At 71.6% G+C, this 13,839-nt stretch carries 10 protein-coding genes; 3 read left to right on the top strand and 7 right to left on the bottom strand.

From position 1 onward, the window contains the following. Positions 1 to 44 precede the first annotated feature (44 nt). The 3 genes from AC4BGB_RS15340 to AC4BGB_RS15330 all read right to left on the bottom strand — a co-directional run bounded on the left by AC4BGB_RS15340 (position 45) and on the right by AC4BGB_RS15330 (position 6,971). The gene (locus AC4BGB_RS15340) at positions 45 to 3,320 is read right to left on the bottom strand and encodes an ATP-dependent helicase (RefSeq protein WP_490547745.1); all 3,276 of its coding nucleotides are present in this window, start codon (positions 3,318 to 3,320) and stop codon (positions 45 to 47) included. Beyond that, positions 3,317 to 6,604, bottom strand: a complete 3,288-nt coding sequence (locus AC4BGB_RS15335) for an ATP-dependent helicase (protein WP_490547744.1) — start codon at positions 6,602 to 6,604, stop codon at positions 3,317 to 3,319. The genes AC4BGB_RS15340 and AC4BGB_RS15335 overlap by 4 nt, the downstream gene beginning before the upstream one ends. A gap of 73 nt (positions 6,605 to 6,677) precedes the next feature. After that, positions 6,678 to 6,971 (bottom strand): MGMT family protein, encoded by a 294-nt coding sequence (locus tag AC4BGB_RS15330; RefSeq protein WP_490547743.1) that lies wholly within the window; start codon positions 6,969 to 6,971, stop codon positions 6,678 to 6,680. 114 nt (positions 6,972 to 7,085) lie between these two features. Here AC4BGB_RS15330 and AC4BGB_RS15325 point away from each other — a divergent pair, with 114 nt between their 5' ends. Further along, complete coding sequence (locus AC4BGB_RS15325; RefSeq protein ID WP_490547742.1) at positions 7,086 to 8,045, top strand: TauD/TfdA dioxygenase family protein; 960 nt, start codon at positions 7,086 to 7,088, stop codon at positions 8,043 to 8,045. Between the two features lie 153 nt (positions 8,046 to 8,198). On the opposite strand, the gene AC4BGB_RS15320 is transcribed toward AC4BGB_RS15325, so the two are convergent. Together AC4BGB_RS15320 and moeZ are read right to left on the bottom strand one after the other, a co-directional pair. Beyond that, a complete protein-coding gene (locus tag AC4BGB_RS15320) occupies positions 8,199 to 9,065 on the bottom strand; it encodes a chymotrypsin family serine protease (RefSeq protein WP_490547741.1) in 867 nt (288 codons plus the stop codon). 122 nt (positions 9,066 to 9,187) lie between these two features. Continuing rightward, positions 9,188 to 10,405: an adenylyltransferase/sulfurtransferase MoeZ gene (gene moeZ, locus AC4BGB_RS15315; protein WP_490547740.1), complete on the bottom strand. Its 1,218-nt coding sequence runs from the start codon at positions 10,403 to 10,405 to the stop codon at positions 9,188 to 9,190. A 158-nt stretch (positions 10,406 to 10,563) separates the two neighbouring features. Here moeZ and AC4BGB_RS15310 point away from each other — a divergent pair, with 158 nt between their 5' ends. After that, on the top strand, positions 10,564 to 11,241 hold the full coding sequence (locus tag AC4BGB_RS15310) for a TetR/AcrR family transcriptional regulator (RefSeq protein ID WP_490547739.1): 678 nt from the start codon (positions 10,564 to 10,566) through the stop codon (positions 11,239 to 11,241). Between the two features lie 95 nt (positions 11,242 to 11,336). Beyond that, on the top strand, positions 11,337 to 11,558 hold the full coding sequence (locus tag AC4BGB_RS15305) for a DUF3107 domain-containing protein (RefSeq protein ID WP_490547738.1): 222 nt from the start codon (positions 11,337 to 11,339) through the stop codon (positions 11,556 to 11,558). Between the two features lie 90 nt (positions 11,559 to 11,648). On the opposite strand, the gene AC4BGB_RS15300 is transcribed toward AC4BGB_RS15305, so the two are convergent. Both AC4BGB_RS15300 and AC4BGB_RS15295 read right to left on the bottom strand, forming a co-directional pair. After that, entirely contained in the window at positions 11,649 to 13,226 is a 1,578-nt protein-coding gene (locus AC4BGB_RS15300; RefSeq protein ID WP_490547737.1) for an MDR family MFS transporter, read from the bottom strand. After that, complete coding sequence (locus tag AC4BGB_RS15295) at positions 13,219 to 13,734, bottom strand: MarR family winged helix-turn-helix transcriptional regulator (protein ID WP_490547736.1); 516 nt, start codon at positions 13,732 to 13,734, stop codon at positions 13,219 to 13,221. Before AC4BGB_RS15295 ends, AC4BGB_RS15300 begins: the two co-directional genes overlap by 8 nt. Positions 13,735 to 13,839 lie beyond the last annotated feature (105 nt).

Raw genomic sequence — 13,839 nt, 5'->3', positions numbered from 1 at the left:
CTGGGTGATATGCACCTGTTAGTGGCGTATTGCCCGGAACTGGTCTACACCGGACCGGTCTGTGGGGGTTCGTCCGGCGAGAGGATTCGCTCCAGGTCTTGACGCGGGGGCAATTCGTCCGGCGCCACGGTCTCCCCCGAGCGGACGTAGTGGAAGGCCGCGCGCACCTGGTCGAGCTCGACCCCCATCAGCTCGGCCCAGGCCAGCCGGTACAGCGCGAGCTGCAGGGCCTCGGCGTTCTGCTGCCGGTTGGTCTTCCAGTCCACGACCAGCCAGCTGCCGTCCGGCTCGGCGTACACCGCGTCGATCCGGCCCCGGACCACCTGCCCGGCGAGGACCAGCGCGAACGGCGCCTCCACGGCGTACGGGACCCGGTCACCGAAGGGACCCGACTCGAAGCTGCCGATCAGCTCGCGCAGCTCGTCCTCGTCGTCGAGGCCGAGGTCGGCGCGGCCGGACAGCTCGTCGGGATCGAGCAGCGACTGCTGGCCGAACCGGGCCTCGACCCACGCGTGGAACCGGGTGCCGAACCGGGCGGCCGGGGACGGCTGTCGGGGCATCGGTCGGGCCAGCTCGCTGGCGAACTGCTCGGGATCCTCGCGCAACCGTGCCAGCGAGGTGGCCGAGAGGCTCGTCGGCATCGGCACCTGGACCACCCCGGAGCGGTCGGCCCGGGCCTCGCGCAGCAGGCGCTCGAGCTCCTCGTCCCACTGCGCGAGGGTCGAGCTCTCGACGAGGTCGAGCTCGGGCGCCGCGGAGCCGTCGTCCCCGGAGGCCATCGCCTCGCGCACCAGCGCGGCCGAGGCCAGCCGCCGGTCGTGCTCCTCGGTGCGGGTCAGGTCCGGCCACGGGGTCGAGGGCGGGTTCTCCTGCAACGGGTTGGGGGTGCCGACCTCGGGCAGCTCTGGCCACGACGCCGGCTCGGTCCCCCAGCCGGCCATCACCTCCCGCACCGTCTCCAGGTAGGGAGAGGGTGCCAGCGGCTTCTGCCGGGTGGGGCTCCACTGGTAGGCCGAGACCCACAGCTCGTGCTTGGCCCTGGTCAGGGCGACGTAGCCGAGCCGCAGCTCCTCGAGCCCCTGGTGGGCCTTGGCTGCGGCCTTGAGCTCCTCGATCGCCGCCTTGTCGTGCCCGCGGAGCTGGGGCACGTCCGCGGCGTCGCCGCGCAGCGGCGCCGGGAGCACCTTGGACACGGTCGTCCACTGGCTGCGGGCGGTGGTCACCGGGAACTTCTCGGCGCACACCCCGACGAGGAACACCGAGGACCACTCCAGCCCTTTGGCGCGGTGGACGGTGAGCAGCTTGACCGAGTCCGCCTCCGACGGCGTCGCCTGGTCGAGGCCGCTGCCCATCTCGTCCTCCGCGTCGAGCCACGCCAGCAGGGACGCGAGGCTCACCCTCCCGTCGATCGCCTGGAAGTCGGCCACCGCCTTGACGAACAGGTCGAGGTTGTCGCGACGGGCGGAGGCCGCCAGCGAGACCGAGGAGGCCAGCTCGACGTCGATGCCGGTCACGTCGACGATCCGCCGCACCAGGTCCAGCAGCGGCTCCCCGGCGTGGGCCCGCAGCTGGCGCAGCTCCTCGGAGAGCAGCGCGAACCGGGCCAGTGCCTGGGGCGAGTACGGCAGGTCCCCCGGGTCGGCCAGGGCGTCGTTGAGGGAGAGCACCTCGGTGGGGTCGGCGCCCTCGACCGCGCGCTGGAGCTCCTCGCCGACCGAGATCCCCTCCTCGCGCAGCTTCACGCCGGTCAGGGCGCGCGCCCGCTTGCCGAGCAGGGCGAGGTCGCGGGGCCCGATCGCCCACCGCGGCCCGTTGAGCAGGTTCAGCAGGTCGGCGTTGGCGGTGAGGTCCTGGAGCAGCGCGAGGGTGGAGACGACCTCGGAGACCTCCGGCAGGCGCATCAGGCCCTTCAGACCCACGATCTCCACCGGGATCCCCCGGCTGGTGAGGGCGTCGAACACGTCGGCGGCGTGGGAGTTGTCCCGGGTGAGCACGCCGATCTCGCTCCACAGCGGCTCGGGCATCGCGGCGTGGCTGGCGAGGACCTGGTCGGCCAGCCAGGCCAGCTCCTCGGGGTAGGTCTCGTGCAGCACCGCGTGCACCGCTCCCTGCGCGGCGCCGTCCTTGGCGCGCAGCGGCTCCACCTGGTCGAACTCGTCGTAGAGCGGCTTGGCCAGGGCGTTGGCGACCTCGAGGATGCGGGCGTCGGAGCGCCGGTTCACCGTCAGGGCGTACGACGGGACCGCGGCACCGTCCGCGGAGGGGAAGAACGACCCGAACCCGAGGATGTTGGAGACCGAGGCGCCGCGCCACCCGTAGATCGCCTGGTTGGGGTCCCCGACCGCCGTCACCGCGTGCCCACGACCCGAGGCGACGTCGGGCCCGGAGAACAGGGCGCTGAGCAGCTGGGCCTGGGCGACCGAGGTGTCCTGGTACTCGTCGAGCAGCACCACGCGGTACTTGGCGCGCTCCACCCGCCCGACCTCCGGCTGGCTCCCGGCCAGCTCCGCGGCGAGGGCCACCTGGTCGGAGAAGTCCATCAGCCCGAGCTGCGCCTTGAGGGCCCGGTAGCCCTCGACGAGGTCGAGCACCTCCTCGCGCTCGGCCATCTTGGCGATCGCCTTGGTGATGTCGGCCTTCGCCCGGGAGGTGGCCAGCGCCTCCTCGAAACCGGGCCGGGTGCGGGCGTGGAACGCACGGACCTGCGCGACCGTGACCAGGTGCTCGTTGAGCTCGGCGTCAAGGGCGAGGAGGTACTCGATCGCGGTCTTCGGGTGCTCGCTGAGCAGCTCGACGGCACCGGTGTGGCGCTCGATGGCCCGCGCCGCCACCTGGTAGCGCGAGGCGTCGGCCATCACCCGGGTGTCGGGCTCGTGACCGATCCGCAGGCCGTGCTCGGTGAGCAGCGCCGCGGCGTAGGCGTTGTAGGTGACCACCATCGGCTCCACCCGCTCCGGCAGCTCGCCGGGCTCGTCACCGGGCTGCGGGGCGGACGCGACTCCCTCGTCGAGCCCGGCCGCGGACAGCGCCTCCCGGACGCGGGCGGCGAGCTCGGCGGTGGCCTTGGTGGTGAAGGTGAGCCCGAGGACCTGGTCGGCCTGGACCTGCCCGGTGGCGACCAGGTAGACCACCCGGGCGGCCATCACCGAGGTCTTGCCCGAGCCGGCACCGGCGATCACCACCGCCGGCTCCAGCGGCGCGCTGATCGCCGCCCACTGCTGGTCGCTGACCTGGTAGGGCGTGCCCATCAGGCGCTGGAGGTCGGCGGGACTCTCCAGCCGGATCCCGGGGCCGGCCTCGCTGAGGAGCGGCGTGCTCATGACAGCACCGATCCCGCGACCTGGGCCGGGCAGAACGCCACGAACTGGCACCGGTCGCAGCGCGTCCGCTCGGGCCGTGCCGGGAACTGCTCGAGTCGCAGCGCCGAGGCGGCCTGCATCAGCTGGCGCTCCACCGGGCGGACCCCCTCGTCGTCGGGCTGCTGGGGACGCTGGCCCTGGACCTTCAGCTCGCCCTTGGTCTCCTTGCGCAGCTGCCAGAGCTCGGCGCCACCCGAGGCGGCACCCTCGACGAGGTCGTCGACGGCCCCGTGGTCGACGGCGTGCTGGTAGAGACCGAGCTGCGGGTTCTCCTCGATCTTGGTCGGCGGGTACTTCCCGGTCTTCAGGTCGACGACCACCACCCGCCCGTCCTCGTCGAACTCGAGCCGGTCGGCGTACCCCCGCAGGACCACCTGCTGCCCGTCTGGCAGCGTCACCTGCGCCCGGAGGTCCTTCTCGGTGGCCAGCACCGTGCGGGCACCCGGCCTGCCGTGCCAGTCCAGGAAGCGGCTCAACGCCTTGCGGACCTCCTCGTGCTCCCGCCCGCGCGACCAGGGGGTGCGGAAGCCGAGCTGGTCCCACACCTCGTCCACGTGCGTCATCAGCTCCTCCACGGCCCCTGGCCCGGTCCCGAGCTCTCCCTTGGCGACCCGGTCCGCGATCGCGTGGACGAGGTTGCCGAAGCCTTGCGCCTGGCTGGACTTCGCCGCTCCCCCGGCCTCGCGCTCGAGGAACCACTTCGCGGGGCACTCGACCAGCCCGGCGAGCGCGCTGGCGGTGAGCTCGACCGGCGCGTCGTCCGGTCGCACCGGCTGCTCGGCGTGGGTGAGGTCGCGGGTGCCCCACCAGTTGGCGGGGTCGGCGGCAGGGACGAGGTGGCGGCCGTCGGGGCGGCGCTCGGCGGCGAGCCGCGCCAGCCGCTGCACCGCGGCCGCCCTCAGGGTCGGGGTGGTCTCGGGGTCCGAGGCCGTACGGCGCAGCTCGCTGACCAGTCCGAGCAGGGACAACGGCCGTGGCGGACGACCCTGCTGGTGCCGGACCTCGACCCCGAGCTCGGTGAGGAACCGCGAGGGCTGCTCGCCCTCGTCGTCGGGCGAGGCGACAGCGGTGACCACCAGCCGTTCGCGCGCGCGGGTGCAGGCGACGTAGAACAGCCGCCGCTCCTCGGCGAGCAGCTCGCGGGTGGTGGTCTCGGGCTCGATGACCGGCACGGAGTACCGCTCGGCGCCGATCCGGTCGGCCTGGAGCAGGGTGGCGCGGCGTCGCAGGTCCGGCCAGGCCGTCTCCTGCACGTGCGCGACCACGACGAGGCGCCACTCCAGCCCCTTGGAGCGGTGCGCGGTCAGCAGGCGCACCGACTCCCCGTGGATCCCCCTGTCCGCCAGGGTGTCCGCGGGGATCTCCTGCGCCTCGATGGTGGCGAGGAACTCCCCGACCGGCTTGTGGCCGACCTTCTCCTCCGCCCTGGCTGCGGTCTCGAACAGGGCGCAGATCGCGTCGAGGTCCCGGTTGGCCAGCCGTGCCGTCGCGCCACCTCGCCCGGTCCGGACACGCAGGTGCTCGGGCCAGGCGGTGCCTGACCACAGGGTCCAGAGCACCTGCTCGACCGTGCCCGAGCCGTCGAGCACCTCTCGGGCGGTGCGCAGCAGGTCACTGAGGGCCCGCACCCGCTTCACCACCGGGTCCAGGGCACGCTCCTCGGCCGCGGAACCGCTCTGACCGGTCAGGCCGGCGCCGAGGACCGCTTCGCGCAGGAGGTACGGCGAGGGCCGGGCAGGGCGTCCCTCCTCGGCGGCGAGCCGCTTGTCGCGCTCGCGCAGGAACCGGGACAGGGCGCGCACGTCGGTCGCGTCGAGGCCGACCATCGGCGAGACCAGCAGGCCCTCGGCCGCGATCGGGTCGAGGTAGTCGGGGTCGTGCGGGTCCTCGTTGTCGAGGTTCACCACGGCTCGCAGGGCGTCCAGCAGCGGGCGTACGGCGGGCTCCTGGCCCAGCGGCGTCTCGTCGCTGGCCACCTCCACCGGGACGCCGGCGCCGGTCAGCCCACGGCGCAGCGCGGGGATCGACCCCCGCCCCGAACGCACCAGCACCGCCATCTCCGACCACGGGACGTCGTCCTCGAGGTGGGCCCGGCGCAGCAGGTCGGCCACGCGCTCGACCTCGGCCCGCTCGGTGTCGTAGGTGACCACCTCGACCCGGTCCCGCCCGCCGGTCACGGTCGACTCGGGACTGGTGAACGCGGCCCTGGCCTGCGCGTCGATGCCGCCGGTCAGCGGGATCCGCGCGGCGACCCGCTGGCTGGCCAGGAGCATCCGGGGCCCGAAGCGGCGTACGCGAGAGAGCGCGAGCACGTCGCCCGGCCTGCCGTCACGGTGGCGGAACTGTGCCGGGAAGTCGAGGATGCCGCGCACCTCGGCGCCGCGGAACGCGTAGATGGACTGGTGCGGGTCGCCGACCACCGTGAGGTCGGCGCCGTCGCCGGCCAGCGCCCGCAGCAGCCTGACCTGGCCGGGGTCGGTGTCCTGGTACTCGTCGACGAACACGTGCTTGAACTGCGCGCGCAGGTCGGCCTGGTGGTCGACCGCCTCGATCACCGCGCGGCGGATCAGGTCGGCGTAGTCCGTGGCGCTCTGGTCGTCGAGGTTCTGGAGGTACTGCTCCAGGAACCAGCCCGCGGCCACGAACTCGGGAAGGTCGTTCTCCTCCCCCAGCCGCCGCAGCGACTCAGGCTCGAGGCCCTTCTCGCGGGCGCGCCCGAGCACCGCGGCGACCTCGTGGGCGAAGCCGCGGGTCCGCGAGGCCCGCTGGAGCGACTCCGGCCACCGCACGGCCTCGGGGTTGTCATCCATCAGCTGGCGCAGCACCACGTCCTGCTCCGGGGCGCTGAGCAGCCGCAGCGGGCCGGCGTAGAGCTCGGGCGGGGAGTACTTGCGAATCAGGCCGTAGGCGAAGGAGTGGAAGGTCGAGCACATCGTCGTCGAGGTGGTCCGGCCCAGACGCGCGGCGACCCGGTCGCGCAGCTGCTCGGCCGCCTTGCGGCTGAAGGTCAGCGCCAGCACCGACTCCGGGGCGGCGCCGCGGTTCTCGATCCGGTCCACGATCGCCTCGACCAGGGTGGTGGTCTTCCCGGTGCCCGGGCCCGCGAGCACGAGCAGCGGGCCGCCCTCGTGGTCGACGACTGCCTGCTGCGTCTCGTCGAGGATCGGCGCCGGGCCGGGGCCGTGCTCGCGGCGCACCAGCGTGTACGCCGGCTGGGTGGCCGGCTGGGCGGCTGGGTGTCTCACGGGGACAGCCAAACATCCGGGACCGACAACCGCCCATTCCAGGTCTCGGCGCGAGTCCTCTCCCCGGACCGGGTCACGGCTGCCAGAAGGCCTGCACCATGTGCACCCGGCCCGACGGCCGCATCGGGGTGCCCTCGTCGAGGTAGCGCGCCCGGGCCTCGTCGTCGTGGCTGGGCGGCAGGGAACCGTCCGCGCGGACCACCCGCCACCACGGCACCGGCCCCCCGAACTGGGACAGCACCCGGCCGACCCGGCGGGGACCGCCACCACCGACGCGGTCGGCGATCGCGCCGTAGGTGGTCACCCGTCCCGGGGGGACCTGTTCCACGACGACGAGCACCTCCTCGACGTACTCCTCGAACTCCACGCGCACATGCTCGCAAACTGCCCCGGAAGCGGGGCTCACCCACAAATCCAAGTAGTTTGATAGACTAAGTTGAATCAACAGGTGATCCTGTCCACGCACGAGAGGGGCGAGCGCATGACGATCCAGTTCGACGCACACACCGAGCACGTCTCGCCTCCCGCTGCGGGCAGCCCGGTGCGGGTCCGCAAGGTCGGGGGCCGGATCGGCGCGGTCGTGGAGGGTGTCCGCCTCGGCGGCGACCTCGACGCCTCTGTCGTCGCCCAGGTCCGGGCCGCCCTGCTGGAGCACAAGGTGCTCTTCTTCCGCGGCCAGCACCACCTCGACGACGACGCCCAGATCGCGTTCGCCGAGCTGCTGGGACCGCTCACCACCGCGCACCCCACGGTGAACACCGGCAGCGCCCGCGTGCTCAGCGTCAAGGCCGACCGGGGCATGGCGGCGAACTCCTGGCACACCGACGTCACCTTCGTCGACCGCGTCCCGGCGATCTCCGTGCTGCGCGGCGTCACCCTCCCGGCGTACGGCGGGACCACAAACTGGGCCAACACCGTCTCCGCCTACGAGAACCTCCCGCGGCCGCTCCAGGCGCTCGTGGAGAACCTGTGGGCCGTGCACACCAACGCCTACGACTACGCGCGCGAGACCGAGACGGGCGAGGAGGACGCCGACTCCGACTTCAAGCGGGAGGAGTTCGAGTCGATCCACTACGAGACCGAGCACCCGGTCGTGCGGGTCCACCCCGAGACCGGCGAGCGCTCACTGGTGCTCGGCCACTTCGTGAAGAAGTTCGTCGGCCTGAACAGCTCCGAGTCCTCCGCCCTGTTCAAGGTGCTCCAGGACCGGATCACCAAGCTGGAGAACACCGTGCGCTGGACCTGGGAGCACGGCGACGTCGCGATGTGGGACAACCGCGCCACCCAGCACTACGCGGTGGCCGACTTCGACGAGCAGCCCCGCGAGATGCGCCGGATCACCGTCGCCGGCGACATCCCCGTCTCCCTCGACGGCCGCCGCAGCGTGGTCCGCTCCGGCAACGCCGACCACTTCTCCTCGATCGACCACCTGATCAGCTGAGGCCGGTGGGGCGCGCCGCGACCCCACAAATGTGGGATCGGGACGTCCATCTGCCTCAGACGAACGTCACAACCCGACATTTGTGGGGCCCGGCCGGCGGGCTGCGGGGCCCCCACGACCCCGCGGCCCCCCGGCCCCCCGGCTCCCGTCCGGCTAGAGGATGGGCCTGAACGGCTCGGTGCCCTTCACCAGCTCCAGTCCGGCGATGCCGGAGTGGGCCTTGGCGAAGGCGAGCTCCTTGGCCAGGTCGCCGATGTTGTTCGAGGCGGGCAGCGGGAGCAGGCCGAGGGTGGACAGGGTGCCCACGGCCTTGCCACCGGCGGAGAGGAAGCCCGAGCCGGAGTCCCCGGGGACGCCGGGGGTCACGGTGTAGAGCGGGTGGCTCCAGCCACCGTCGGCGGCGCTGTCACCCAGGCTGATCCCGGTGTGCGGCGCGAGCACGGTCAGGCCGGCCCGCAGGCTGGAGTTGCCGTAGGTCCACACCCGGTCGCCGAGCTTGGTGCCATCGGTGTCGATGCCGGTCGGCCCGCCCCAGAAGGGCACCGACGGGTTGACCTTGCCGACGTCGGCGGCGTCCACCTTGACCAGCGCGAAGTCGTTGTAGGCGCAGGTGTTCGCGTCCGTGGTGCCGAGCTTGTTCTCAGTGATCCAGGAGCTGTAGGCCAGCTTGCCTTGCCCGACGGGCGTGCCCTCGGAGAGCAGGTTGCCGTCGTTGGTGAAGGTCACCCTGGTGCCGAGCGGCACCGAGTCCTGGTTGCACCCGTTGGTGTCGGTGGCTTCGCCCTTGCCGGCGCAGTGGGCGGCGTACCCGAGGTAGACCCCGCCGGAGGAGTCGGTGAAGACGAAGTTGGCGGTGCACTGGCCGCCTGCGGTGTACATCATCGTGCCGGGGTGGATCACCGCGGAGCCCGCGGGCGCCCACGTGGGCGCAGCCTGCGCCGAGGTCGTGGTGACGGCCAGGCCGGTGACGGCCAGCACCGTGGCGGCGGCTGCGGCCAGCAGTGGTCGGGAAAGACGCATCGGGTGGGCCCTTCGGTCGCGGGAGCGGTCGCTGTGTCCAACGACACGTTCCCGGACCGGTTACGCCCCGGGCCGGTCCCTTTTCGGACCGATCCGGGGCGCGCGTCCCGAATGCTGGAGGCTCAGTACGTCGGCTGCGAGGGGTCGATCTGGTCGACCCAGGCCACCACGCCGCCACCGACGTGCACCGCGTCGGCGTACCCGGCGCCCTTGAGCACCGCCAGCGCCTCGGCGGACCGCACCCCGGACTTGCAGTGCAGCACGACGGGCTTGTCCTGCGGGAGCTGCTCGAAGGCGTTGCCGTTGAGGAACTCGCCCTTGGGGATCAGCACCGAGCCCGGGATCCGGTTGATCTCGAACTCGTTCTGCTCGCGCACGTCGACGAGGGTGAAGTCGCGGGTGCCCTCGGCGCGCTCCTTGAGCATCGACTCCAGCGTGGTCACCGAGATCGTGGAACCGGCGGCGGCCTCGCTGGCCTCCTCCGAGACGGCGCCGCAGAAGGCGTCGTAGTCGATCAGCTCGGTCACGGTGGCGTTCTCGCCGCACAGCGCGCAGTTGGGGTCCTTGCGGACCTTCAGGGTGCGCCACTCCAGCTCGAGTGCGTCGTAGATGACGAGCTTGCCGACGGCGGGCTCACCGATGCCGGCGAGCAGCTTGATCGCCTCGTTGACCTGGATCGAGCCGATGCTGGCGCACAGCACGCCCAGCACACCGCCCTCGGCGCAGCTCGGCACCATCCCGGGCGGCGGCGGCTCGGGGTAGAGGCAGCGGTAGCACGGCGCGTCCGCGCTGGAGCCGTCCTCCTTGGTCAGCGTCGGCCAGAACACGCTGGCCTGGCCGTCGAAGCGGTAGATCGAGCCCCAGACGTAGGGGATGTTCAGGAAGTACGCCGCGTCGTTGACCATGTAGCGGGTCGCGAAGTTGTCGGTGCCGTCGACGATGAGGTCGTAGCCCTTGAAGATCTCGAGCACGTTGTCGTTGTCGAGGCGCTCGTTGTGCACGATCACGTTCACCAGCGGGTTGGTCTCCGCGATGGACTCCTGCGCCGAGATCGCCTTGGGCTTCCCCACGTCGGACTGGCCGTGGATGATCTGGCGCTGCAGGTTGGACTCGTCGACCTCGTCGAACTCCGCGATCCCCAGCGTGCCCACGCCTGCGGCGGCGAGGTAGAGCAGCGCGGGGCTGCCGAGACCACCGGCGCCGATGACCAGGACCTTGGCGTTCTTCAGCCGCTTCTGGCCGGTCATGCCGACGTCGGGGATGATCAGGTGCCGGCTGTAGCGGCGGACCTCGTCGATGGTCAGCTCGGCGGCCGGCTCGACCAGTGCGGGAAGGGACACGACAACGACTCCTCGTCAGAACAAGTGTGGACGAACGACCCGGTGGGTCCCCTGGGGAACACCATCGTTCGCCCCCATGTTCCCAGTCCTCTCCAGCGGCCCTCCCGAGGCCCCGCCATCCGGACAGTGAGACGGAGTCCTGCTTGTAGGCTGCGGACGTGAGTACGTACGAGGAGTCACGCGAGCTCGGGTCCGTGGAACCCGGTGAGGGCACCGGCCGTGCCTCCACCGCCAGGAGCGTCCGTCTCCCCCGCCGAGCGCGACGGGCCCAGCTGCTCACCGCGGCGCTGGAGGTCTTCGTCGCCCAGGGCTACCACGCTGCGGCCATGGACGACATCGCCGAGCGGGCCGGGGTGTCCAAGCCGGTGCTCTACCAGCACTTCCCTGGCAAGCTGGAGCTCTACCTCGCGCTGCTCGACCAGTCCTGCGACACGATCATCTCCAGCTGCGCGAAGGCGCTGGAGTCCACCGAGGACAACAAGCTGCGGGTCAAGGCCGCGATGCACGCGTTCTACGACTACGTCGCCAGCGCCGAGGGAGCCTTCCGGCTGGTCTTCGAGTCCGACCTGACCAACGAGCCCGCCGTGCGCGCCCGCGTCGACCGCGTCACCGTCGAGTGCGCCAAGCTGATCGCCCACGTGATCTCCGACGACACCGGGCTGCCGCCCGAGCAGTCCCAGCTGCTGGCCGTCTCGCTGGTGGGGATGGGCCAGGTGAGCGCCCGCTTCTGGCTGACCGAGCGTGGCTCCATCAGCCAGCAGGACGCCGCCTCGCTGGTGGCCGGCCTCGCCTGGCGGGGCATCGGCGGCTACCCGCGCACCGACGAGCACCGCTGAGCGACCGGTCCATCGACCGACCCGGCGTGCGGCGTACGGCGGTGCCTGACAGAGTTTGTCCCGAGCAAGATCCCCGCCAACTAGGAGGTCCTCCCATGGAGGTCAAGATCGGCGTCCAGAACGTCTCCCGCGAGCTGACCATCGACACCACCCTCGACGCCGACGGGGTCGAGAAGGCCGTGTCCGAGGCCCTGGGTGATGGCGGCGTGCTCTCGCTGACCGACGCCAAGGGACGGCGCGTCGTCGTACCCGGTGCCAAGCTCGCCTACGTGGACATCTCCACCAGCGTCACCGGGCAGGTCGGCTTCCGCTCCTGAACCCCGCGAGACGTCGCATCTGAAAGGCCTGGGCCTTTCAGATGCGACGTCTCGGCGGTTTCTGAGCTTTCAGGTGCGACGTCTCGGCGGTTAGGCCAGGACGTCCTCCCTGGCGTCCTTGACCGGCTCGTCCTCCTCCTTGTGGATGGTGGTGCGGAGCTCGGTGACGGGCATCAGGGCCACGGCGATCACGGTCACGATCGCGATCAGCCCGGCGATCAGGAAGATCCGGCCGGTCGCGTCGGCGTACGCCGTGCGCACGATCGTTGCGACCGCGGGCGGCATCTGGTCGAGGTCCAGGGAGCCCGCGCCGCCACTGGTGACGGGGATGCCCGCCTTGGCGAGGCCCGCGGCGATCTTGTCGGCCACGTGCGCCGCCAGCACCGCACCCAGGGCCGCGACACCGATGGTGCCGCCCAGGGAGCGGAAGAAGGTGACCACACCGCTTGCCGCGCCGACGTCGGTCACGTCCACGGTGTTCTGCACGACCAGCACGAGGTTCTGCATCAGTACGCCGGTGCCGAGGCCCATCACGACCATGTAGACGCTCAGGTGCCACAGGGGGGTGTGGTGGTCGATCGTGCCCATCAGGCACAGGCCGATCACCAGGAGCACGCCGCCGCCGATCATCAGCCGCTTCCAGCGTCCCGTGCGGGTGATCAGCAGGCCCGACACGGTGGCGCCGACCATGTTGCCAAGGATCAGCGGGAGCATCAGCAGCCCCGCCTCGGTGGGCGTGTGGTTGCGGGCGACCTGGAAGTACTGCGCCAGGAACACCGAGGCGCCGAACTGCGAGATGCCCACGGCCAGGCTGCCGATGATCGAGAGCGTGGTGACCCGGTCGGCGACGATCCGCGGCGGGACCAGGGGGTCGCTGTGCCGGCGCTCGATCACGACCGCGATGCCCAGGGCCACGAGGGCGGCACCGAGGAACGCCGCGGTCTCCACGGACCACCAGGCGTAGCTGTCCCCGGCGAAGGAGACCCAGAGCAGGGGCAGGGCGGCGGCGACCGTGATGAACAGGGCGCCCCAGTAGTCCAGGCGCACCGGGCGGCGGACGGTCTCCACGTGCAGGAACTTCTGCAGCATCACCATGCCGGCCAGGGCGAACGGCACCGCGACCCAGAAGCACCAGCGCCAGCCGATCGAGTCCACGATCAGGCCACCGAGCAGCGGTCCGGAGACCGTGGCCACTGCCATCGTTGCCGCCATGTAGCCGCTGTAGCGACCCCGCTGGCGCGGCGGGATGATCGAGCCGAGGATCGACTGGGTCAGCGCGATCAGGCCACCCATGCCGAGGCCCTGGACCGCGCGGGCCCCCAGCAGCTGGGGCACGTTCTGCACCGCGCCCGCGGCCAGGGAGCCGATCAGGAAGATGCCGATCGCGACGAGCACGAGCGTCTTCTTGTTGTAGAGGTCGGAGAGCTTGCTCCAGATCGGGCTGGTGACGGTCATCGCCAGCAGCGACGCCGTGACCACCCAGGTGTACTGCGACTGGGTGCCCTCGAGGTCGCCGATGATCGTGGGCAGCGCCGTGGAGACGATGGTGGTGCTCACCATGGCCACGAAGAGAGCCGACATCAGGCCGATGAGGACCTCGATGATCTCCCGGTGGGTCATCTCGGGCTGGGACTCGACCGGACGGGCCGACGTCGTTGAGTCAGACATGTAGTTCCTGTGCTTCCTGGGCGTTCTGGCTGGTGGTGTTCTCGTTGTCGGTGGGGTCGTTGAGCAGCGCGGCGAGGTCCTCCACGACCGCGACCGCCTGGGAGATCGAGTCGAGGTCCCAGTCCGTCACACGGTCGGCCAGCACCTCGCACATCGCGGAGCGGTTCTGCGCGAGCCGCTGCCGGCCCGCGGCGGTGATGGTGATCTTCTCGGCGCGCCGGTCCGAGGGGTCGGCGCACCGGGTGACCAGCGCGAGCCGCTCGAGCGCGGCGAGCTGGCGGCTGACCACGGAGGGGTCCACACCGAGCCTCGAGGCGATCTTCCCGGGCCGGGCGCTGCCCTGCCGCTCGAGCACGCCGAGCGTGACGATGTCCCCGCGGCTCAGGTCGCCGAGGCCCCGGTTCCACGCCCCCGAGCGGGAGCGCAGCGATCGGGTGAACCGCAGCAGGCCGTCGAACAGGGCCTGCACGGCCTCGGCGCGGGTGGACTCACTGGTGGCTCCGGACATGGCGTCCATTCTAGATTAGTTGGTTGATACATGCAACTAGTCTCGGCGAACGCGTGTACGGCGCACGCACGGCTCGACATCGGCCCGAGATCGGCCGGGCGGATC

This window comes from Nocardioides sp. Z30_9, from assembly GCF_058215735.1.
Note: the sequence above shows the minus strand (reverse complement) of the source record. Positions and strands in the feature narration are given on the sequence as shown.